A 21,296-nucleotide genomic window follows, 5' to 3' on the forward strand; every position below is an offset into this window, starting at 1 on the left:
GCGCTTCCAGGATCACGCGTGAAGCAGCAGACGGCACGCACATCCGGACGCAGGGCCACGACCACCGCCATCCGCTCGGCGCTGCTGCTGGCCGGGCTGACGGGCTACGGCGTCTCGATGGCGCTGTTCGTGCGGGCCGGCCTCGGCCTGGACCCGTGGGACGTCTTCCACCAGGGCCTGGCCAAGCACACCGGGCTGACCATCGGCGGCGCCACCGCGCTCGTCGGTGTCGTGGTGCTGCTGGGCTGGATCCCGCTGCGCAACCGGCCCGGTGTCGGCACCGTCGCGAACGTCATCGTCATCTCCATCACCGTCGACGCCGCACTGGCGGTCATGCCGCAGCCGGCGACGCTGCCGGTGCGCACGGTCATGATGGTCGGCGCCGTGGTGCTCAACGCGGTGAGCACCGTGATGTACATCGGTGCCGGGATGGGACCGGGCCCGCGCGACGGACTGATGACCGGGCTGGTGGCTCGGACCGGATGGTCCGTGCGACTGGTTCGCACAGGCATCGAGGTCACCGTGCTGGCCACCGGCTGGCTGCTGGGTGGCACCGTCGGCGTCGGAACCGTGGTGTACGCCTTGGGGATTGGACCGCTGGTGCAACTGGTGCTGCGGTGCACCCCGGCTCGCTGGCTCGCGGCCAGCGGATGGGCGCACGTGGTGGGGGACCGGGCCGGCCAATCGGACGTCGAACCGGCCGTGGCTACGATGAGCGAGTGCCCGGCGCCCTCAGCAACAACCCCGCAAGACCAGATGTCGCGCCCGACTCCAACCAGCTGATCGACTCCGCCGATCCTGACCTCCTGATCCAATTCTCCGGGGTCACGCTGCGCCGCGGCGGAGCCACCCTGGTCGGTCCGATCGATTGGTCGGTGGAACTCGATGAGCGCTGGGTCGTCCTCGGCCCCAACGGCGCCGGCAAGACGTCGCTGCTGCGTATGGCGGCCGCCGTCGAACATCCGTCGTCGGGCACCGCGTTCGTCCTCGGCGAGCGGCTGGGTCGCACCGACATGTCAGAGCTGCGGTCCCGGATCGGGTTGAGCAGTTCGGCCCTGTCGCAGCGGATACCGGACGACGAAGTGGTGCGCGATCTGGTGGTCTCCGCCGGTTACGCGGTGCTGGGCCGGTGGCGCGAACAGTACGACGACGTCGACTACAACCGGGCGCTCGACACCCTGGAGAGCATCGGTGCCGAACACCTCGCCGACCGTCGCTACGGCACGCTGTCCGAGGGCGAGCGCAAGCGGGTGCTGATCGCCCGGTCGCTGATGACCGATCCGGAACTGCTGCTGCTCGACGAGCCGGCGGCCGGGCTGGACCTCGGCGGCCGGGAAGAACTGGTGGCCCGACTGGCGGATCTGGCCGCCGACGCGGACGCACCGGCGTCGGTCCTGGTGACCCATCACGTCGAGGAGATCCCCGAGGGCTTCACGCACTGCATGCTGCTCTCCGAAGGCCAGGCCGTCGCCTCAGGTCTGCTGACCGACGTGCTGACGTCCGAGAATCTCTCCCAGGCCTTCGGTCAGTCGATTGCCCTGGAGTACATCGACGGGCGGTACTTCGCCCGTCGTACCCGCAGTCGTGCGGCACACAGGAGGCGTTTATGACCGAACCAGACCCATTGCATCCGAGGCCGGCCGCGACCGTGATGCTGGTGCGCGACGGTGCCCTTGGCATCGAGGTCTTCCTGATGCGCCGCACCATGTCGATGGAATTCGCCGGCGGCATGACGGTGTTCCCCGGCGGCGGCGTGGATGAGCGCGACCGCGACGCCGACATCGCCTGGACCGGACCCGACCGCACCTGGTGGGCCGAGAAGTTCGGAGTGGACCCGGTGCTGGCCGGCGCGCTGGTGTGCGCCGCCGCGCGGGAGACCTTCGAGGAATCCGGCGTGCTGTTCGCCGGGCCGGCCGATGACCCGGACGGCATCGTCTCCGACAGCTCCGTGTACCACGACTCGCGGGTCGCGCTCGAGAGCCGCGAGCTGTCGTTCGGTGAGTTCCTGGCCCGCGAGAAGCTGGTGCTGCGCGCCGATCTGCTGTGGCCGTGGGCCAACTGGATCACGCCCAAGGAAGAACGCACCCGCCGCTACGACACGTTCTTCTTCGTCGGCGCCCTGCCGGCCGGACAGCGTGCCGACGGCAACAACACCGAGAGCGACCACGTCGCCTGGCGCACACCCGAAGCTGCGCTGCAGGAGTTCGCGCAAGGGCATTCGTTCCTCTTGCCGCCCACCTGGACCCAGCTCAGCTCGCTGGACGGCCGCACGGTCGGTGAACTGCTCAAGGACGAGCGGAAGATCGAGCCCATCGAACCCGTGCTCACCATGGGCGAAGGCAGCTGGGACATCGAGTTCTTCGACGCCGACCGGTACAAGGCCGCTCGCGGCGGTAGGGCGCAGTGATGGACATCGGTGAGTTCGTCCAGATCCACGTCACCGACGGCATTGGCACCCTGCTGCTGGCGAGGCCCCCGCTCAACGCGCTGACCCGCCAGATGTGTCGGGAGATCGGGGTGGCCGCCGAGGAGCTGGGGCAGCGGTCCGACGTCAACGCTGTCATCGTGTACGGCGGCCACGAGGTGTTCTGCACCGGTGACGACGACCACGAGACCAGCACGCTGGACGCGGCCGAAGCGCGCGTCGCGGGCGCGGTCTGCCGTGCCGCGGTCGACGCCGTCGCCGCCATCCCGCGGCCCACCGTCGCGGCCGTGACCGGCTACGCGCTGGGCAGTGGCCTGACGCTGGCACTGGCGGCCGACTGGCGGATCAGCGGCGACAACGTGAAGGTCGGGTCGACGGAGATCCTGTCCGGCCGGGCACCGGCCGAGGGCGCGGCCGCGCGGCTGGCGGCGGCCGTCGGCGACAGCCGGGCCAAGGACCTGGTGTTCAGCGGCCGGTTCGCCGGCGCTGAGGAAGCGGTGTCCCTGGGTCTGATCGACCAATTGGTGGCTCCCGACCACGTCTACGACGAGGCGCAGCAGTGGGCGCGCAGGTTCCTGGACTCCTCGCCCGAGGCGCTGGCCACAGCAAAGGCGGCGTTCGGGGTTCGCTGAACCGCTGCTCGATCCATGTACAGAACCGTGGATGTGAACTCACGGTGACCGGGCAGTTAGGCTGACCTGCATGACGAGTACCGACCAGACGTCTGAGGTCGCGGCAGCCGAGGCAGCCACCCAGGTGTCCGACGTAGTTGACCAGGCACCCAACCCGCACGCGACTGCCGAACAGGTCGAGGCGGCACGCCACGACACCAAGCTGGCGCAGGTCCTGTACCACGACTGGGAAGCCGAGAGCTACGACGACAAGTGGTCGATCTCGTACGACCAGCGGTGCATCGACTACGCCCGCGGGCGCTTCGACGCCATCGTCCCCGACGAGGTCCAGCGTGAGCTGCCCTACGACCGCGCCCTCGAGCTCGGCTGTGGCACCGGCTTCTTCCTGCTGAACCTGATCCAGGCCGGCGTCGCCCGCCGTGGCTCGGTCACCGACCTGTCCCCGGGCATGGTCAAGGTGGCCACCCGCAACGGCCAGGCACTCGGCCTGGACATCGACGGCCGCGTCGCCGACGCCGAGGGAATCCCTTACGAGGACAACACCTTCGACCTGGTCGTCGGACACGCGGTGCTGCACCACATCCCCGATGTCGAGCTGTCGCTGCGCGAGGTGGTCCGGGTGCTCAAGCCGGGCGGCCGGTTCATCTTCGCCGGCGAGCCCACCACGGTCGGTAACTTCTACGCCCGTCGCCTGGCCGACCTGACCTGGAAGACCACCGTCGCGGCCATGAAGCTGCCCGGGCTGGAGTCCTGGCGCCGTCCGCAGGAAGAGCTCGACGAGAACTCGCGCGCCGCGGCGCTGGAGTGGATCGTTGACCTGCACACCTTCGATCCGGCAGACCTGGAGCGCATGGCGACCAACGCCGGTGCGGTCGAAGTCGCCACCGCCAGTGAGGAATTCACCGCCGCCATGCTGGGCTGGCCGGTGCGGACCTTCGAGTCGACCGTGCCCCAGGGCAAGCTCGGCTTCAAGTGGGCCAAGTTCGCTTTCGGCGGCTGGACCACGCTGAGCTGGTTCGACGCCAACGTGTGGCGCCGCGTGGTGCCGAAGGGCTGGTTCTACAACGTGATGATCACCGGGGTCAAGCCGTCCTGACGGCGTCCCTGACGCATCTGACGCTCCCGACGTGAGCGGTTACGCCTTCACGCTCGACGATGTCGCCTACCTGAGCGGAGCCGGTCAGGAGGCGCTCGTCGAGGTGGCTGCCCGGCCGCTGACCGACGCCCATCGGGTGTCCGACATCGCCTGGGCGCGTTCGCGTTTCGGCGACCGCGCGGCGGTACTGGTCGAGACGGTGCTGTTGCGCCGGCGCGCTGCCGCCAAACTGGCCGACCTAGGCGACGTCGCCGGCTGGCTGTTCACCGACGAGGCGCTGCAGCAGGCCACCGCCGGGGCCGTCGCGGTGCATCGCGCACGCCGGCTGGCCGGCCGCGTCGTGCACGATGCGACGTGTTCGGTCGGGACAGAGCTTGCCGCCCTGATCGATTCGGGTGATTCGGCGTCTCTTCGCATCGGCAGCGACCTCGATGCGGTCCGTCTGGCCATGGCGCAGCACAACGTCGGCGACCATGCGCTGCTGTGCCGCGCCGACGCGCTGCGCCCGGTGACCCGGGACGCGGTGGTGGTCGTCGACCCGGCGCGGCGCAGCTCCGGGCGCCGCAAGTTCGACCCCCGCGACTATGCGCCGCCATTGGACGAACTGCTCGAGGTGTACCGGGGCCGCGACCTGGTGGTGAAGTGCGCTCCCGGCGTCGATTTCGGCCAGCTGGCCGAGCTGGGATTCCGCGGCGAGGTGCAGATCACGTCGCTGGCCGGCAACGTCCGGGAGGCCTGTCTGTGGTCGCCGGGGCTGACCGCATCCGGGGTCACCCGCCGGGCCACCGTGCTGGACAAAGCCGGCCGGGTAGCCGAGGAATTCACCGATACGGACCCCGATGAGTGTCCTTGTGCACCCGTGGGGCGGTGGATCGTCGACCCCGATGGCGCGGTGGTTAGGGCCGGTCTGGTCCGCCACTACGCGGCGCGGCATGGCCTGTGGCAGCTGGATCCGGCGATCGCCTACCTGTCTGGCGACGAGTTGCCGAGCGGTACAAGGGGATTCGAGGTCATCGAGCAGATCGCCTACAACGAGAAGCGGCTGCGTCAGGCGCTCTCCGCGCATGGGGCGTCGGCCGTCGAGATCCTGATTCGCGGCGTCGACGTCGACCCGGATGCGTTGCGGTCCAAGCTGAAGCTCCAGCGTTCGGGTGTGCAGCTGTCGGTGGTGATCACCCGGATCGGGACCGGTGCCGCGGCCCGGCCGACGGCCTTCATTTGCCGCCCATCGCGCTGAACCACCTGGTCGCAGATCATGCCCGGTCCGGGTGGGGCTGACAGGTACGCTGGAACCGGCGGCGATGTGCCGCCATTCATTCATCCCCCGGAGGATTCACCAGATGCGCCTTCCCGTACTCGCCGCAGTGATCGCTGCTTCAGGCGCTGTCGGTTGGCTCGGCGTGCCTCTGGCAGCCGCGAACCCGAACCCGCCGAAGTGCGCGGAGCTGGCCGGTGTCGTCGACGGCTCGCGGATGTGCCAGATTCGCGACACCTCGCGCGGCTACGCGCTCAACATCAGCTACCCGATCGACTACCCGGATCAGCAGGCCGTAGTCGACTACATCACGCAGACGCGTGACGGGTACGTCAACGTCGCCAAGATGCCCGGGCCGCACGAGACCTCATACGAGTTGGACACCACGGCGACCCTGCACAGCTCCACGACGCCGAACCGCAGCACCCAGTCGGTGGTGTTCAAGACATTCCAGGACGTCGGTGGTGCGCACCCGCAGACGTTCTACAAGTCATTCAACTGGGACCAGAACCAGCGCAAGCCGATCACCATCGACACCCTGTTCGCCCCTGGCGCACAACCGTTTCCGGTGATCCTGCCGATGGTCCAAGGAGAACTGGTCAGACAGTCCGCACAGCCGGTGCTGCTGCCACCGTCTGCCGGCCTGGACCCCGACACCTACCAGAACTTCGCGCTCACCAACGACTCGCTGATCTTCTTCTTCAGCCAGGGCCAGGTGCTGCCGGAATCCGCTGGCGCGGTGCAGGTGACGGTGCCCCGGGCCCCGGTCGACGCGATGCTGGCCTAGCGATTTGTGCACGATTTTCCGCGCCGGCCGCGGATTTTCGTGCACAAATCCCTGATCAGGCAGGCGCGAACGCGTAGACCTGGCCGTCGCTGGTCGCTGTGACGACGCGCTTGTCGTGCCCGACGGACACTCCGACCGGCCAGCCGGTGGCACCCGGCAGCGGATAGCTGTTCACGGTGTGGCCGTCGGCGGGGGAGAAGACCAGCAGTGCCTGGCCGTGGTCACCGTCGCGGACGACGGCGTATCCGATGTCGCTGCCGGCGCGCGTAGACGTCGTCAGCGGCTCGACGTCGTTGCGGGACCACGCGACTTCGCCCTTGTCGCCCTTGTCCTTGACCGCGGTGAGCTTGCTCTGCGGCCCGCCTCCGGCGACCACCAGACCGTCCGGCGTCACCGACGGCGGCGTCTGCGGTTGGAAGCCGAGATTGACGGACCACTTGGCCTTGCCGTCGGCGGAGTTCAGCGCCCAGAGGTGCTGGTCGCGGCCGTTGACGTAGACGGTCTTGCCGTCGGCTGACAGCACCGGGCTGGCGATCGGGCCGCCGCCTACCGCGGTGCTGGTCCATTCGCGGCTGAGTAGCGGCGTCTGGCCCTCGTGGTAGCGCAGCCCGACGAGGGCGGGGGCGTCAGCGCCCGGCTGCCACAGACCCAGCACCACCATGTCGGTGTCGGGGGAGTACGCGGGCGCCGCCGAGATGGGGCAGGCCGCTTTGGCGGGCTGGCAATCGGCGAGGCCGCGCGCCGAGTCGGCGGGATCGACGCCACTGACCAGATCCAGCGGGGCGCCGATGGTCTGGCCGCGGTGCGCGTCGAACACCAGCACCTGGCCCAGATGCGTCACCACCAGGAGCTGGCCGGGCGACAGGATGCGCGGAGTCGTCGGCATTCCGATCACCGGCTGGCGCCACCGGATCCACTGGGTCGGCGGGAACGACATGATCGCGCCCGGTTGCCCGACATACATGTTGTCGAAGCCATCGAAAAGAGGCGAGGACAGCGGCCCCCCTGGACCTGGGCCCGGCCACAGGCGCGTGCACCAGCGCTGGCGGCCGTGCTCGTCGCTTTCCCAGACCATCAGTGAGCAACCGTTGGCCGATTGCGCGTTGATCGCCAGATAGTTGCCGGAGCCGAGGATCACCTGGGCGCCGAGGTTGCCTTTGGCCGACCGCGCCCAGTCCTGCTTCAGGTTGCTTGCCCCGGCCAGCGTGGTCGAGCTGCTGTTGGCGGCGTCGCCGTACTGTGCCGGCCAGCCGTCCGAAGGATGGGCCTTGACCCAGGAGTCGGTGTTGCCACACCCGGCAATGGTCAGGGCGGCCGCCGAGGTCAGCAGGGTGGTGGCGACAGTGGCCGTGCTGGCGGCAAGACGGCGCATTCGGTGTGCAGGCATCGAGTCCCGAGACTAGCCCGAGACCGGCGAATGTCCGATTTCGCCTCGCGTAGGCTTTCCGGCCATGACGACGATGTGGGGCGCACCGATTCACAAACGATGGCGGGGTTCGCGGTTGCGCGATCCGCGACAGGCGCGCTTCCTCACCCGCGAGTCGCTGAAATGGGTGCTCGACAACAAGGCCTACACCCCGTGGTACCTCGTGCGGTACTGGCGTCTGCTCAAGTTCAAGCTGGCCAACCCGCACATCATCACGCGCGGCATGGTGTTCCTCGGCAAAGGCGTGGAGATTCAGTGCACGCCCGAGCTGGCGCAGATGGAGATCGGCCGCTGGGTCCACATCGGTGACAAGAACACCATTCGCTGTCACGAGGGGTCGCTGCGATTCGGCGACAAGGTGGTGCTGGGCCGCGACAACGTCATCAACACCTACCTGGACATCGAGCTCGGCGATTCGGCGCTGATGGCCGACTGGTGCTATGTCTGCGACTTCGACCACAAGATGGACAGCATGGAGCTGCCGATCAAGGACCAGGGCATCGTCAAGGGCCCGGTGCGGATCGGTCCGGACACCTGGGTTGCCGCCAAGGTGACGATCCTGCGCAACACCAGCATCGGCCGCGGCTGCGTGCTGGGTGCCCACGCGGTGGTCAAGGGCGAGATTCCGGACTTCTCCATTGCCGTCGGTGCACCGGCCAAGGTGGTCAGGAACCGCAAGCTGGACTGGGAGACCTCGGCCGCCGAGCGCGAGGAACTCGCCCGGGCGTTGGCCGACATCGAACGCAAGAAGAGCTCTCGGTAGTCAGCTCGTGTAGTTGAGCGTCGTCATCATGCCTGCCTCCTGGTGATAGGCGTTGTGGCAGTGCAGCATCCACTCGCCGGGGTTGTCCGCGATGAGCGCGACGGTCACCTTCTGTTTGGGTAGCACGATCAGCGTGTCCTTGCGCGGGCCGCGCCGGACTGCATCTGCACTGGCCTGCAGCACCTGGAAGGTGTGCCCGTGCAGGTGCATGGGATGCCACATGGTCGTCGAGTTGGTGAAGGTCATGGTGGCGCGCTGGCCCTGACGGACGGTCAGTGCCTGCCGGTTGTCGAACGACCGCCCGTTGATACCCCAGTCGTACTTCATCATCGAGCCGGTGAGTTCCGCGGTCAGCGCGACGTCCGGCGTGAGCGGTCCAAGGTCGACGGCTGAGGTGGCGGTGAAATCGGCGACGGTGCCGACCTTTTGGGTCAGCTCCTTGGGCCGAAATGTGGGCTCCGGCGCGGTGCCCGCGCCGGTCGACAGGATGGCGCGGGCGGCGTCGTCCTTACCTTCGGCGACGGCTACCAACGGGAAGACCCCGTCGCCCGCGGTGACGATGACGTCGTAGCGCTCGCCCATGCCCAGCAGCAGCGCGTCCACGTCCACCGGGTCGACCGGGAATCCGTCGGTGTGCGTGACGGTCATGCGGTGCCCGGCCAGGGCCACCCGGAACGCGGTGTCGGCGCCGGCGTTGATGATGCGCAGCCGGATTCGTTGTCCCGGCTTGGCATTGAAAACTGTTGGTGCGGTGGGAATGCGGCCGTTGGCGAGGAAGTAGGGGTACTTGACGTCACCGGCGTCGCCGCCGAGCAGCGCGCTCGTCGCCATGGGCATGTCGCCCATGCTGCTCATGTCGTGCCCGCCCATGTTGCCCATGGCGCGCAGGCCGTCGTAGATCTGCTGCGGTGACTTGCCGGCGCCTGAGGTCCAGTCATCAAGGACCACAATCCATTCCGCGTCGTACCGGCCGCGGTCGGCTGGGTCGTCGACGATCACCGGTAGGTACAGCCCGTAGTCCGCGTCGAGCCCGGTGTGCGGATGCGCCCAGTAGGTGCCGGCGTGCGGGACGGAGAAGTTGTAGGTGAAGTCGTTGCCCGGCTTGATATTCGGTGTCGCGGGCGATGCACCGTCCATGTCGTTGCGCAGCGCGATTCCGTGCCAGTGCAACGACGTGTCATGGTCGAGGCCGTTGGACACACGGACTGCCAACTCGTCGCCCACCGACGCGCGGATCAGCGGGCCAGGGACCTGGTCGCCGTACGCGAGGGTCTGCACGGTGACGCCGCCGAGGTCGACGGTGGCCGGCTGCGGGCGCAGTGCCACGGAGACGGTGCGGCCGGTGTGCGGGCGGGCCGCCTCGGCGGCGGCAATAGCCTTCTGGTCGATGCCACTTGCCGCGGCGGGGGACGGCGTCTTGCCGCACGCGGCGACCCCGGCGAGGGTGGACGCGCCCGTGACGGCAGACGCGATCAGGAAACTACGGCGAGTGAACACACTGCCGTTTGTACCCCCGGGGGGTATATCCGTCAAGCGAAGCTCGCGGAGAAACCCTCAGCCGCGGTCGGGCAGCGGGCGCTCCACGATGGGACGACGGGCATGTGGCAGGCGTTCGCCGCGCTTGGCGGCCAGGTACACGTCCGACGTCTCGGCGGCGACGTGCTGCCACGAGAAGTCGTGGTTCAACCGGTCCCGGGCGGCCAGGGCGCGCTGCTGCGCGGCCGGCGGATCGTCGAGCACCTTGCGGACCGCGGCAGCCAGTGCGCCGACGTTCCGCGGCGGGCAGGAGACACCGGTCTTGCCGTTGATCACGGCCTCGCCGAGCCCGCCGACGTTGGACGTCACCAGTGGCGTGCCGGCTGCGGCAGCCTCCAGTGCCACGATGCCGAACGGTTCGTAGTGGCTCGGCAGGACCGCGGCGTCGGCCCGGTGCAGCAGCTCCAGCAGGCCTGAATGGTCCACGCGGCCAACGAAATTCACGGCCTTGGTGACCTTGGCTTTGCGGGCTTCCTCGACCAGCCAGTCGTACTGCGTGCCGTCGCCGGCGATGGTCAGCGTGGTGCCGGGGTGGGTCCGCCGGATGCGGGGCAGCGCGGCGATGACGTCGTGCACGCCCTTCTCGTACTCGAGCCGGCCGACGAACAGGAGCTCGGCCGGGCCGTCGTGCTTGCGCCGCATCGCGAACGGCCAGCCGGCCGTGTCGATGCCGTTGCAGATGACGCTCACGTCGGGCAGCTCGGGCCCGAACAGCTCGGTGATCTCCTCGCCCATGGACACCGAGCAGGTGATCAGCGAGTCCGACTCGTGCACGAGCCACGACTCCAGCGAGTGCACCTGCCGGCTCACCGGTCCGGAGAGCCAGCCGGAATGCCGGCCGGCCTCGGTGGCGTGGATGGTGGAGACCAATGGCACGTCGAAGAACTCGGCCAGGGTGACGGCGGGGTGCGCGACCAGCCAGTCGTGGGCATGCACCACATCGGGCGTCCAGTCGCGCAGGCTCAGGCCGGCACGAACCATGGCGTGCCCCATGGCCAGTGTCCAGGCCATCATGTCGGTGCCGAAGGTGAACTCGTTCGGGTCGAGCGCCGCGGAGATCACCCACACGCCTTCGTGCACCTCGTTGGTGGTGGGGTGCGTGCTGGGGTCGGTACCGGCGGGCCGGCGACACAGCACCACGACCTCGTGGCCGCGGGCGGCCAGCTCGACGGCCAGATGGTGGACGTGGCGTCCGAGACCACCGATCACCACGGGTGGGTACTCCCACGAGACCATGAGGATTTTCATCGGTGCCCTCTGCTCTTCGCGCAAGCGCTCATCGCGGCAACCTCCGCGCGTCCAGGGCGCCGAACAGTCCGTCGGCGCGGTTCCAACCCTCCGCGAGCGTCTGAGCCTGATCGCGCCGTCCAGACGCGAGGGCACCGGCGATCTCCCGGGTGGCGTGTGCGTGCAGATGCGCGCGATAGCGAGCATATTCCGCCGCGGTGTCTTTACTGACCATGAAGGGCCAGTCGCTCGAGACAGTCAGGAGCGCCTCGCGCAGGATCTGGTCGGCCACGCGGTCCCGCGCCGGGTAGGCCGAATCCTGGGCCAGGGCCTTGTCCACTGTGGTCAGCGCGGTATCCACGACCTCGGCGTTGAGCGTGACGAAGTCGGCGACCTGCTCACCGGACCAGACCTGCCAGTCCTTGCCCGAACCCCAGGAGCTCGGCGGCAGCTCGACCGGGGAGCCGACGAAGCCGTTGTTGATCGCGTCCGAGAGGGTGCCGACCTGGACCCCGGCCTCGGGCAGCGCGCGCAACACCCGCGCCAGCCATTCCGGTCCCTCGTGCCACCAGTGCCCGAACAGCTCGGTGTCGAACGCGGCGACCACGTGGGCCGGGCGTCCGATGCGCTCGGACTCCGAGATCAGCCGTCGCCGAACGGTGTTCACGAAATCCGCGACGTGCGCGTCGATGGCCGCGACGGCCCGTTCCGGCTCGTAGGGCGCCTTCGACTCCGACGCGACGGTGCGGCCGGTGACCCTGGCGGGCTTGAGTCCGGTGAGATGGTCGTAGGTGTGGAAGTCCCGGTAGGCCGGGTGCCCCGGGTAGCCGGACTTGGGGGACCACACGCGGTAACTGACCTGCAGGTCGCGCCCGAAGGCGACGACGTCCGACTCGCCGACCGGGCGGCCGAGCGCCGTATCGCCGTGCAGCGACGGGCCGTCGACCATGAAGTGGGTGACGCCGGCAGCCGCATAGCCGGTCTCCATGCCGGGGGCGTACGCACATTCGGGCGCCCAGATGCCGCCGGGGGTGTGCGCGAACCGGGCGCCGGCGTCGGCCAGGCCCTCGCGCAGCGCGAACTCCCGCAGCCGGGGGTTGAGCAGCGGCTGGAACGGATGCGACAGCGGGCCGCCGAGCAATTCGATGGTGCCCGCGCCGATGAGCTGCCGCAGCACCGGGCTGCCGCCGTGCTGCCAGTGGTCGGCGAATTCGGCGAGTGCCGCACCGGCCTGCTGGTGCTCGTGAATACCGAAGGCGCGCAACGCTTCCGGTGAGTTGAAGGTCTCAGGGGCGCCGCCGCCGTCACGAACGGTGGTCGCCTCGAGGGCGCGCAGCTGCCAGTTGGACAGCCACTGCTGCATGCCGGCCAGGCAGTACGGGTCATCGAGTTGTGCGGTGACGACGGGCGTCATGCCCAGGGTCAGGAGGTGGCCGCGACCTTCCTCCGCCAGCTCGCGGAGCACACGGGTCAGGGGCAAGTACGCCGTCGCCCACGACTGGTACAGCCACTCCTCGCCGACCGGCCAGCGGCCGTGGTGCGCCAGCCACGGCAGGTGCGTGTGCAGCACCAGGGTGAACATCCCCGGTACGGGCGCGGTGGACGAATCACTCACGGCCGCACCGCGATTGCCACCAGGTCGAGGCTGTCGTCGATATCGATGTCGGCGGCAGCGGCATCCAGCAGATCGAAGTCGTCGATCGTCACCGCGGCCACGTCGGCCAGCAGGTCCGCCGGCCAGGGTGCGTCGGCCACCGCGCGGTCGATCTGCGCCTGGATGATGGAGCCGCCGTACCGGGCGTCGAGCGCACGCAGCCCGGCGCCGTGATAGACGCCCAGCATGGCTTCCACGACGAAGCCCTGTTCGGTCAGCAGCTCTGTCATCTCGGCGGCGTTGAGTTCGCGGGTGTGGAACGGGTTCAGCGGGACGTCGCTGCCGGGCGTGAAGGTGATGCGGTTCGGCGTCGACATCAGCAGGACGCCACCCGGACGCAGCACGCGCAGGCACTCGGCGACGAATTGGCCCTGGTCCCACAGGTGTTCGATGACCTGGAAGTTGACCACCACATCGACGGAGGCGTCGGGCAGGGGCAGTGCGGCGAGGTTGCCGTGCAGCATCTCGACCCGCGGGTAGCGGGCGCGGATGTGCGCCACCGAGGACTCGTCGTAGTCCAGTCCGATCACGCGGCGCGCGACGTCGGCGATGAGATCTGCGCCATAGCCCTCGCCGGCGCCGGCTTCCAGGACGTCGCGGTCGCGGCAGCGGTCGACCAGTCGCCGGTAGACCACCTCGTGGCGGCGGAACCAGTAGTTCTCCTCGGCCAGATCCGGAACGGTGCGCTCACCGGTCAGTGGCATGACTGGCACTGACGGTGCCGCGTGGCTGTCCGGCTGGGTTTCGGGAAAAGTGCTCATTAGATAGGCAGGCTAGTGCAGAGTGGTCGCTGAACTACCAGGCCCAATTGGTTGGGCCGTCCCACCTGCTGGTTCTGCCATGTTGCCGAACCGGTTCAAGTGTGGTCAAGAAAACAAAAGGCGGCATCCTCGGGCGGCGCTCGACCAGCTATGGTGTTCCTGCGCCATGCCACATAAGTTACCGAGTAGTAACATGTTGGTCGTTGCGTGAATCGTGAATGCCAGGCCGACGCCGGCCTCATCGAGGAGGACGAACCACACCCATGACGAACATCGTGGTCCTGATCAAACAGGTCCCTGACTATGAGTCGGAGCGCAAGCTCAACGACGGCGACTTCACCCTCGACCGCGAGTCCGCGGACGCGGTGCTCGACGAGATCAACGAGCGCGCCGTCGAGGCAGCGCTGCAGATCAAGGAGAAGGAAGAGGCCGCCGGCGGCGCCGGCACCGTCACCGTGCTGACGGTCGGACCGGAGCGGGCCACCGAGGCCATCCGCAAGGCTCTGTCCATGGGCGCCGACAACGCGGTGCACGTGAAGGACGACCAGCTCAAGGGTTCGGACATCGTGCAGACCGGTTGGACCCTGGCCCGCGCCCTGGGCACCATCGAGGGCGCCGAGCTGGTCATCGGTGGCAACGAGTCCACCGATGGTGTCGGTGGCGCGGTTCCCGCTGTCATCGCCGAGCTGCTGGGCCTGCCGCAGCTGACCTCCCTGCGCAGCATCTCCGTCGAGGGCGGCAAGGTCACCGGTGAGCGCGAGACCGACGACGGCGTCTTCGGCCTGGAGGCCGCACTGCCCGCCGTCGTCAGTGTCAACGAGCGCATCGGCGAAGCCCGCTTCCCGTCGTTCAAGGGCATCATGGCCGCCAAGAAGAAGCCGGTCACCGTGCTGACCCTGGCTGAGATCGGTGTCGAGGCCGACGAGGTCGGTGTCGCCAACGCCAGCAGCAAGGTGCTGTCGTCGACGCCGAAGCCGGCCAAGGCCGCGGGCGAGAAGATCGCTGACGAGGGCGAGGGCGGCAACAAGATCGCTGAGTACCTCGTTGCTCAGAAGCTGATCTAGCCCCCACCCCACCGAAACTTCCACGAAAGACACAGAGGCAAATACGCATGGCTGAAGTACTTGTGCTCGTCGAGCACGCCGATGGTGCCCTCAAGAAGGTGAGCACCGAACTGATCACCGCCGCTCGCGTGCTCGGTGAGCCGGCTGCCGTGGTGGTGGGTGCCCCGGGCACCGCCGCCCCGCTGACCGACGCCCTCAAGGCCGCCGGCGCGGCCAAGATCTACGTCGCCGAGTCGGCTGACGCGGCGAACTTCCTGGTCACCCCGACCGTCGATGTGCTGGAGGCGCTCGTCGAGTCCGCCGGCCCGGCCGCGGTTCTGACCGTCGCCAGCACCGAGGGCAAAGAGGTCGCCGGTCGTCTGGCCGCTCGCCTGGGTGCCGGCCTGCTGGTCGACGTCATCGACGTCAAGGCCGGCGGCATCGGTGTGCACAGCATCTTCGGTGGCGCTTACACCGTCGAGGCGCAGGCCAACGACGTGCTCCCGGTCATCGCAGTCCGTCCGGGTGCCGTCGAGGCCGCCCCGGCAGCTGGCGCCGGCGAGGTCGTCAACGTCGAGGTTCCGGCCCAGGCCGAGAACGCCACCAAGATCACCTCGCGCGAGCCGGCTGTCGCCGGTGACCGTCCGGAGCTCACCGAGGCCAGCGTCGTGGTCGCCGGTGGCCGTGGTGTCGGCAGCGCCGACAACTTCGCGGTCGTCGAGGCCCTGGCCGACTCGCTCGGCGGTGCCGTCGGTGCCTCGCGTGCCGCGGTCGACTCGGGCTACTACGGCGGTCAGTTCCAGGTCGGCCAGACCGGTAAGACCGTTGCCCCGCAGCTGTACATCGCCCTGGGTATCTCGGGCGCCATCCAGCACCGCGCCGGTATGCAGACGTCCAAGACCATCATCGCGGTCAACAAGGACGAAGAGGCCCCGATCTTCGAGATCGCGGACCTCGGCATCGTGGGCGACCTGTTCAACGTCAGCCCGCAGCTGACCGACGCCATCAAGGCTCGCAAGGGCTAGTTCTTCTCTGCACGAGCAGCCGCGAAGGTGCCCCAGAACTCCGGTTTTGGGGCACTTTTGTGTCTGGTAAGACTGCTGACAGCAACTAGATACGGTGGTGCCGATGTCGAGCCAGGGGCGTGGGCCGCGCTTGCGGGGCCGTGACAAGGAGATCGCGACGCTACGCGATCTGTTGTCGACCGCACAGGCCGGTGGCAGCCAGGTGCTGGTGCTGCGCGGTGAGGCGGGGGTCGGCAAGACGGCGCTGCTGCGCCAGGCGGCGGAGACGGCCGACGGATTTCGCCGCATCCAGGTGACGGGCGTCGAGTCCGATATGGAGCTGGCCTACGCGGGCCTGCACCAGCTCTGTGCACCGCTGCTGCATCACCTCGACGAGCTGCCCACGCCACAGCGCGAAGCATTGGATGTGGCCTTCGGCCGGGGCGTGGGGGCGGCGCCCGATCGGTTTCTGGTGGGGCTCGCGGTGCTCAGCCTGCTGGCTGCGGCGACTGCCGACCAGCCCCTGCTGTGCCTCGTCGATGACGCGCAGTGGCTCGACCAGGTGTCTGTGCAGACCCTCGCCTTCGTCGCCCGGCGCTTCCTGGCCGAGCCCGTCGTCATGCTGTTCGCGGCCCGCAATACCGGGGCCGAGGCGCTTGGCGGCCTGCCGGAACTGGCGATAACCGGGCTGTCGGATGCCGACGCTCGCGAGCTACTCGACTCGGTGCTCTTGGCCCGGATCGACGAGCGGGTACGCGACCGCGTCGTGGCCGAGACGCGCGGGATTCCGCTGGCCCTGCTCGAGGTGCCGCGAAGTGTCCCCGCGGCAGAGCTTGCGGGCGGTTTCTGGAACATGGCGACCGGACGCGGCGTGATGGGGCAGGTCGAGGACGGCTATATCCGTCGTATCCAGGCGCTGCCACCGGACGCCCAGCGGCTGTTGTTGTTGGCGGCTGCGGAACCGGTGGGCGACGCCGCGTTGTTCGTACGCGCGGCGGCCAATCTGGGGGTGCCCGTCGACGCGTTGGCGCCGGCCGAGGCACAGGGATGCATCGAGCTCGGGTCGCGGATGCGCTTCCGTCATCCGTTGATGCGTTCGGCCGCATACCGCGCGGCAAACCTCAACGCGCGCAGGGCAGTTCACCGGGCGCTGGCCGATGCCACAGATCCGATCCATGACCCGGACCGCCGGGCCTGGCATGCGGCCAACGCCGCGTCCGGTCCCGACGATGTGGTCGCCGCGGATCTGGAGCGTTCAGCCGACCGCGCGCACGGCAAGGGCGGCATCGCAGCGGCGGCGGCTTTCATGGAACGTGCGACTGTGCTCACCGCAGACCCGGCGCTGCGCACAGTCCGGGCGCTTGCCGCGGCACAGGCCAAACGCGACGCCGCAGCACCGGCTGCCGCAGCTGAACTGCTGGCGATTGCAGAGCTCGGTCCACTCACGGATCTGCAACGCGCGCAAGTGGATCGGCTACGAGCCCAGATGGAATTCGCCCGCAGCCGAGGCGGCGGTTCCGGCGTCCGGCCGCTGAGCGACTCTGTGTCGGAGCTGCTTGCGGCCGCGAAATATCTTGAAGCGCTTGACGAAAACCTCGCCAGGGAGACGTACCTCGAAGCGCTGGCCGCGGCGATGTATGCCGGCCGCCTCGGCGCGCCGGGCATGTTGGTGCAGGTGGCCGAAGCCGCGGGTGCGGCGCTCGGTGACGCGAAGAACCTCGATCGGCCCGTCGACCTCTTGCTGAGTGGTGTGACGAGTCGCATCACCACCGGCGACGGTGGGGAACAGATGCGCACCGCATTGGAACTCATGTGCAGTGATGCGCACGAAGAGCATGTCCTGCGGTGGATGTCGTTGGGCTTGGCCATCATTCAGGAATCAGCCACCGGCGAGGTGTGGGACGACACGCTCTACCGGCAATTGGCCACCGCCGCGGTGGGGCAGGCGCGAGATGCCGGAGCCCTGGCCGTCCTTCCGGCGGCGCTCGCCTTTCGGGCGGGTGTGCACATGGTGGCAGGTGAATTCAGCACGGCGACAACGCTGATCGATGAGGCTGCCTCGATCGCTGCCGCGACGGACTATGCGCCGCTGCGCTACCACTCGCTGTCGTTGGCGGCGTTCCGCGGCGTTCCAGGTGAAGCGACCGGCCTGATCGAGGCTGCCGCGGCCGACGCGCGGGCCAGGGGCGAAGGCCGGGTACTCGGCGTCACCGGCTATCTGTCGGCGGTGCTCTACAACGGGCTGGGACGGTACCCGGAGGCCTTCGCGGCGGCCCGGGACAGCTGCGAATACAACGACCTCGGCTTCCACAGCTGGTGCCTGTTCGAGCTGACCGAAGCGGCAATGCGCATCGGGGACAAAGCAACTGCCGAGTGGGCGGTACAGCGGCTGGCTGTGCGCGCAGGCACCAGCGGCACCGACTGGGGGCTCGGTGCTCTCGCCCATGCGCGGGCATTCATCGCCGATGACGAGGACGCCGACGCCCTGTACACCGAAGCCATCGAACGACTCGAGCGCACTGCGATCCTCATCCATCTGGCGCGGACCCAGCTGTGCTACGGGGAGTGGCTGCGCCGCATGAACCGACGCACCGACGCGCGCAAGCACCTCGACGAGGCGTACCGGATGTTCAGCCGCATGGGCGCGCAGGCCTTCGCCGAGCGGGCACGCCGCGAGCTGATCGCAGCCGGGAAGAAGGTCCGCAAGGAGCCGGTCAACTCCGGGGACGAGCTGACGGCGCAGGAGGCCCAGATCGCTCGCCTCGCCGGCGAAGGGCTGACGAACCAGGAGATCGGTGCGCAGTTGTTCATCAGCACGCACACCGTCGAATGGCATCTGCGGAAGGTCTTCGTGAAACTCGGCATCACGTCCCGGCGTCAGCTGCGCACGGTTTTCGCCGCGCACTGAATTGCGCCACAGGACCACGAACTTCCAAGGGCGCCGCACGGCGGCTTCGCTGCAACGCTGAACTCATACCCGCCACGGCTGTCCGCCCGGGTCTGAATTCGACGCAAGGAGCAACGATGTTCGCGACCGACGACCTGATGAAAGCCATCACGACGATCCAGACCGTCACGCCGCCGTTCATTCCGGCCGACGCCCACGTGATGACGTCGATCATCGAGTGGCCGGCGGGCAGCGCGGGTGCACCGCCGCACCGGCACCCCGGGGGACCGTCGTTCGGCTATGTCTTGGAGGGCGAGATGCTCTTCGAGTTGGAGGGCGAAGCGCCGCGAGTCATCAAGGCCGGGGAGGCGTTCTGGGAGCCGGGCGGTGACATCATCCACTACTCGGACGCCAACAATCGTTCCGATGTCCCGCTGCGGTTTCTCGTGACGATGATCTGCACGCCCGGCGTGCCGATGCTCGTGGTCGTCGAGGAGGACGAACTCGAAGCCCGTAAGGACCGGCGAGTCCGATGACGACCGGGTTCGGCGACATCGTCCGGGCACGTCGCTCGGCTCGGATGTTCTTGCCGGACAAGCCGGTTCCGCGTGAGCTACTCGACGAGGCCCTGGCGCTGGCGATCCGGGCGCCGTCGAACTCCAACACCCAGCCGCGGCACGTGTACCTCGTCACCGGCGAACGGCGCGCAAAGCTGGTCGAAGCGCTGCTCGCCGCCGTCGACACCGCGCCGCCCGAGGTGGGCTCGGCCGGTCTGCCGCCCCGGTTCGCGCACCTGCGTCGGGAGAGCGGCGCTCTGGTCTATGGCGCGATGGGCATCGAGCGCACCGATGCGGAGGGCCGCTGGGCGGCGCAGCGGCGCAACTGGGAATTCTTTCGTGCCCCCGTCGCGGGGGTGGTGTGCATGCACCGTGATTTCGGCGCCGTGGACGCGATGGGCGTCGGAATGTTCCTGCAGACGTTGATGCTGGCATTGACCGAGCGGGGCCTGGGGAGTTGTGTTCAGGTGTCGATCAGTTTTTACCCGGAGGTGCTGCGTGAGCAGCTCGACATTCCCGAGGAGCTCTCGATCCTGTGCGGGATCGCGATCGGCTACCCCGACCCGGCTTTCCCGGCCAACCACCTTGATACGCCCCGAAATCCGATCGGCGAGAACGTGGCCTTCCTCGACTGATCACCGGGCGCAGACTACGGACTTTCCGGGGTCCGCCCGCCCTCGGCAACTGCCAGGTTTGAAGCTGCACAACCGAAACAACTCGAAAGGGTGTGTCTGATGAAGATCACTGTGATGGGCGCCAGCGGCCAGATCGGTTCGAAGGTCGTCGCGCTGCTCAAAGAGGCCGGTCACGAGACCGTGGCGGCTTCGCGGGACACGGGCGCCGATGTCCTGACCGGCGCGGGTCTGACGGAGGCGCTCGCGGGCTCCGACGTGCTGGTCGACGTCGTCAACTCGCCTGACTTCGCCGACGGTCCGGTGCTGGAGTTCTTCACCAAGTCGGCGACCAACTTGGTGGCTGCGGCGAAGGCCACGGGCGTCGGACACTACGTCGCGCTGTCCATCGTCGGGTGCGACGGCCTGCCCGACAGCGGGTACATGCGCGCCAAGGTCGCCCAGGAACGCATCATCACCGAGTCTGGGCTGCCACACACCATCGCGCGGGCCACCCAGTTCCATGAGTTCGCCGACGCGATCACCGCATCGCTGACGGTGGACGGCGAGGTGCGGGTGCCCGAGGGGCTTATCCAGCCGATCGCCGGCGCCGACGTCGCCGCGGAAGTGGCACGGGCCGCGCAGGCCGCGCCGGTCGACGGCATCGTGAACATCGGCGGACCGGACAAGCTGACGTTCGCCGGCCTGGCCAAACTGGCGCTGGCCCACCGCGGCGAAACCCTGCCGATCGTGGTCGACCCGGCGGCCGTGTACTTCGGCACCAAGGTCGGCGACACGGGTCTGGTCACCAGCGGCGACGCCATCATCTCCGACCTCCGGTTGGTGGACTGGCTGGCCACGCAGTGACGGAACTGACCGGGCTGACCGCGCTGGTCACCGGCGGGACCGCGGGCATCGGGTTCGAGACGGCGCGCCTGCTGGCCGCTGAAGGCGCCGCGGTGATCATCACCGGACGCTCCGCGGACCGCGGTGCGGCGGCGGCCGAACTCGGGGTGCGGTTCATCGCAGCGGACCTGGCCGACCTCGAATCGGTGAAAGCCCTTGCTCGGCAATGCGGTGATGTCGACATCGTGGTCAACAACGCCGCCAGCTTTCCGGGCGCGCTGACCGTGGAGCAGGACGTGGCGTCGTTCGAATCCACCTTCGACACCAATGTGCGCGGCGCCTATTTCCTCGTCGCGGCACTGGTGCCGGGCATGCTCCGCCGGGGCCGGGGGAGCATCGTCAACGTCACCTCGATGGTCGCGTTCAAGGGTGTGCCCGGGGCGTCCAGCTACAGCGCGTCCAAGGCGGCGCTGGAATCGCTGACCCGCACGTGGGCAACAGAATTCGGGCCACAAGGGGTGCGCGTCAACAGCGTCGCCCCCGGACCGACCGCGACACCCGGAGTGGTCGCCGAATGGGGCGACACCAACGACGAACTGGGTCGTGCACTGCCGCTGGGCCGCACGGCACAGCCGGCCGAGATCGCACAGGCGGTGCTGTTCCTGGCATCCCCGCGGTCCAGTTTCATCACCGGCTCGACGCTGCACGCCGACGGCGGCGGCGCCGCGGCCTGACCGCGCGGAGGACACACTGAAAACGGCCCCCGGACCACAGGTCCGGGGGCCG

General features: G+C 68.7%; 20 protein-coding genes. 15 read left to right on the forward strand and 5 right to left on the reverse strand.

All coding sequences use genetic code 11. The features are described 5' to 3' along the window. The first annotated feature begins 117 nt into the window (after positions 1-117). From yczE to A7G45_RS28545, 7 genes are all read left to right on the forward strand, one after another. Entirely contained in the window at positions 118-783 is a 666-nt protein-coding gene (gene yczE, locus A7G45_RS28515) for a membrane protein YczE (protein ID WP_260942225.1), read from the forward strand. After that, positions 780-1,610 carry an ABC transporter ATP-binding protein gene (locus A7G45_RS28520; protein ID WP_260942227.1) on the forward strand — a complete coding sequence of 277 codons (831 nt, stop codon included), beginning with the start codon at positions 780-782 and terminating at the stop codon, positions 1,608-1,610. The genes yczE and A7G45_RS28520 overlap by 4 nt, the downstream gene beginning before the upstream one ends. Continuing rightward, complete coding sequence (locus A7G45_RS28525) at positions 1,607-2,407, forward strand: NUDIX hydrolase (RefSeq protein WP_260941889.1); 801 nt, start codon at positions 1,607-1,609, stop codon at positions 2,405-2,407. Before A7G45_RS28520 ends, A7G45_RS28525 begins: the two co-directional genes overlap by 4 nt. Then, a complete protein-coding gene (locus tag A7G45_RS28530; protein ID WP_260941891.1) occupies positions 2,407-3,057 on the forward strand; it encodes an enoyl-CoA hydratase in 651 nt (216 codons plus the stop codon). The genes A7G45_RS28525 and A7G45_RS28530 overlap by 1 nt, the downstream gene beginning before the upstream one ends. A 70-nt stretch (positions 3,058-3,127) precedes the next feature. Then, entirely contained in the window at positions 3,128-4,153 is a 1,026-nt protein-coding gene (locus A7G45_RS28535) for a class I SAM-dependent methyltransferase (RefSeq protein ID WP_043987816.1), read from the forward strand. Between the two features lie 31 nt (positions 4,154-4,184). Continuing rightward, positions 4,185-5,390, forward strand: a complete 1,206-nt coding sequence (locus A7G45_RS28540; RefSeq protein WP_260941894.1) for a THUMP-like domain-containing protein — start codon at positions 4,185-4,187, stop codon at positions 5,388-5,390. A 103-nt stretch (positions 5,391-5,493) separates the two neighbouring features. After that, positions 5,494-6,195, forward strand: a complete 702-nt coding sequence (locus tag A7G45_RS28545) for an esterase (RefSeq protein ID WP_260941896.1) — start codon at positions 5,494-5,496, stop codon at positions 6,193-6,195. A 55-nt stretch (positions 6,196-6,250) separates the two neighbouring features. Here A7G45_RS28545 and A7G45_RS28550 read toward each other — a convergent pair whose 3' ends face one another. Beyond that, the gene (locus A7G45_RS28550; protein WP_260941899.1) at positions 6,251-7,582 is read right to left on the reverse strand and encodes a BamB-related PQQ repeat family beta-propellar protein; all 1,332 of its coding nucleotides are present in this window, start codon (positions 7,580-7,582) and stop codon (positions 6,251-6,253) included. A 64-nt stretch (positions 7,583-7,646) separates the two neighbouring features. Between A7G45_RS28550 and A7G45_RS28555 the strand changes: the two genes are divergently transcribed. Further along, the gene (locus A7G45_RS28555; RefSeq protein WP_043395209.1) at positions 7,647-8,384 is read left to right on the forward strand and encodes an acyltransferase; all 738 of its coding nucleotides are present in this window, start codon (positions 7,647-7,649) and stop codon (positions 8,382-8,384) included. Here A7G45_RS28555 and A7G45_RS28560 read toward each other — a convergent pair whose 3' ends face one another. Genes A7G45_RS28560 through A7G45_RS28575 form a run of 4 tightly spaced genes read right to left on the reverse strand, consistent with a single transcriptional unit; the run spans position 8,385 to position 13,562 of the window. Beyond that, positions 8,385-9,881, reverse strand: a complete 1,497-nt coding sequence (locus tag A7G45_RS28560; RefSeq protein WP_260941901.1) for a multicopper oxidase family protein — start codon at positions 9,879-9,881, stop codon at positions 8,385-8,387. A 57-nt stretch (positions 9,882-9,938) separates the two neighbouring features. Continuing rightward, positions 9,939-11,168: a glycosyltransferase family 4 protein gene (locus A7G45_RS28565; RefSeq protein WP_043987813.1), complete on the reverse strand. Its 1,230-nt coding sequence runs from the start codon at positions 11,166-11,168 to the stop codon at positions 9,939-9,941. A 28-nt stretch (positions 11,169-11,196) separates the two neighbouring features. Next, positions 11,197-12,729 carry a 1,4-alpha-glucan branching protein domain-containing protein gene (locus A7G45_RS28570; RefSeq protein WP_260942229.1) on the reverse strand — a complete coding sequence of 511 codons (1,533 nt, stop codon included), beginning with the start codon at positions 12,727-12,729 and terminating at the stop codon, positions 11,197-11,199. Between the two features lie 29 nt (positions 12,730-12,758). Continuing rightward, complete coding sequence (locus tag A7G45_RS28575) at positions 12,759-13,562, reverse strand: class I SAM-dependent methyltransferase (protein ID WP_260941903.1); 804 nt, start codon at positions 13,560-13,562, stop codon at positions 12,759-12,761. A gap of 263 nt (positions 13,563-13,825) precedes the next feature. On the opposite strand from A7G45_RS28575, the gene A7G45_RS28580 reads away from it, so the two are divergent. From A7G45_RS28580 to A7G45_RS28610, 7 genes are all read left to right on the forward strand, one after another. After that, a complete protein-coding gene (locus A7G45_RS28580; RefSeq protein WP_043395216.1) occupies positions 13,826-14,626 on the forward strand; it encodes an electron transfer flavoprotein subunit beta/FixA family protein in 801 nt (266 codons plus the stop codon). Positions 14,627-14,673: 47 nt separating this feature from the next. After that, a complete protein-coding gene (locus A7G45_RS28585; RefSeq protein ID WP_260941905.1) occupies positions 14,674-15,630 on the forward strand; it encodes an electron transfer flavoprotein subunit alpha/FixB family protein in 957 nt (318 codons plus the stop codon). A gap of 103 nt (positions 15,631-15,733) precedes the next feature. Beyond that, a complete protein-coding gene (locus A7G45_RS28590) occupies positions 15,734-18,517 on the forward strand; it encodes a helix-turn-helix transcriptional regulator (RefSeq protein ID WP_260941906.1) in 2,784 nt (927 codons plus the stop codon). A gap of 116 nt (positions 18,518-18,633) precedes the next feature. Further along, complete coding sequence (locus A7G45_RS28595; protein ID WP_260941907.1) at positions 18,634-19,032, forward strand: cupin domain-containing protein; 399 nt, start codon at positions 18,634-18,636, stop codon at positions 19,030-19,032. Further along, positions 19,029-19,688, forward strand: a complete 660-nt coding sequence (locus A7G45_RS28600) for a nitroreductase (protein ID WP_260941909.1) — start codon at positions 19,029-19,031, stop codon at positions 19,686-19,688. The genes A7G45_RS28595 and A7G45_RS28600 overlap by 4 nt, the downstream gene beginning before the upstream one ends. A 99-nt stretch (positions 19,689-19,787) precedes the next feature. Further along, complete coding sequence (locus tag A7G45_RS28605; RefSeq protein ID WP_260941911.1) at positions 19,788-20,531, forward strand: SDR family oxidoreductase; 744 nt, start codon at positions 19,788-19,790, stop codon at positions 20,529-20,531. Beyond that, on the forward strand, positions 20,528-21,244 hold the full coding sequence (locus A7G45_RS28610) for an SDR family NAD(P)-dependent oxidoreductase (RefSeq protein ID WP_260941913.1): 717 nt from the start codon (positions 20,528-20,530) through the stop codon (positions 21,242-21,244). Before A7G45_RS28605 ends, A7G45_RS28610 begins: the two co-directional genes overlap by 4 nt. Positions 21,245-21,296 lie beyond the last annotated feature (52 nt).

The sequence above is a fragment of the Mycolicibacterium llatzerense genome (genome assembly GCF_025331195.1).
GTDB lineage: Bacteria > Actinomycetota > Actinomycetes > Mycobacteriales > Mycobacteriaceae > Mycobacterium > Mycobacterium llatzerense.

Coding starts and splice junctions, on each gene's coding strand:
- yczE (WP_260942225.1), top strand. CDS start 118: ATGGCGCTGTTCGTGCGGGCCGGCCTCGGCCTGGACCCGTGGGACGTC.
- A7G45_RS28525 (WP_260941889.1), top strand. CDS start 1,607: ATGACCGAACCAGACCCATTGCATCCGAGGCCGGCCGCGACCGTGATG.
- A7G45_RS28530 (WP_260941891.1), top strand. CDS start 2,407: ATGGACATCGGTGAGTTCGTCCAGATCCACGTCACCGACGGCATTGGC.
- A7G45_RS28535 (WP_043987816.1), top strand. CDS start 3,128: ATGACGAGTACCGACCAGACGTCTGAGGTCGCGGCAGCCGAGGCAGCC.
- A7G45_RS28545 (WP_260941896.1), top strand. CDS start 5,494: ATGCGCCTTCCCGTACTCGCCGCAGTGATCGCTGCTTCAGGCGCTGTC.
- A7G45_RS28550 (WP_260941899.1), bottom strand. CDS start 7,582: ATGCCTGCACACCGAATGCGCCGTCTTGCCGCCAGCACGGCCACTGTC.
- A7G45_RS28555 (WP_043395209.1), top strand. CDS start 7,647: ATGACGACGATGTGGGGCGCACCGATTCACAAACGATGGCGGGGTTCG.
- A7G45_RS28565 (WP_043987813.1), bottom strand. CDS start 11,168: ATGAAAATCCTCATGGTCTCGTGGGAGTACCCACCCGTGGTGATCGGT.
- A7G45_RS28570 (WP_260942229.1), bottom strand. CDS start 12,729: ATGTTCACCCTGGTGCTGCACACGCACCTGCCGTGGCTGGCGCACCAC.
- A7G45_RS28575 (WP_260941903.1), bottom strand. CDS start 13,562: ATGAGCACTTTTCCCGAAACCCAGCCGGACAGCCACGCGGCACCGTCA.
- A7G45_RS28580 (WP_043395216.1), top strand. CDS start 13,826: ATGACGAACATCGTGGTCCTGATCAAACAGGTCCCTGACTATGAGTCG.
- A7G45_RS28585 (WP_260941905.1), top strand. CDS start 14,674: ATGGCTGAAGTACTTGTGCTCGTCGAGCACGCCGATGGTGCCCTCAAG.
- A7G45_RS28590 (WP_260941906.1), top strand. CDS start 15,734: ATGTCGAGCCAGGGGCGTGGGCCGCGCTTGCGGGGCCGTGACAAGGAG.
- A7G45_RS28595 (WP_260941907.1), top strand. CDS start 18,634: ATGTTCGCGACCGACGACCTGATGAAAGCCATCACGACGATCCAGACC.
- A7G45_RS28600 (WP_260941909.1), top strand. CDS start 19,029: ATGACGACCGGGTTCGGCGACATCGTCCGGGCACGTCGCTCGGCTCGG.
- A7G45_RS28605 (WP_260941911.1), top strand. CDS start 19,788: ATGAAGATCACTGTGATGGGCGCCAGCGGCCAGATCGGTTCGAAGGTC.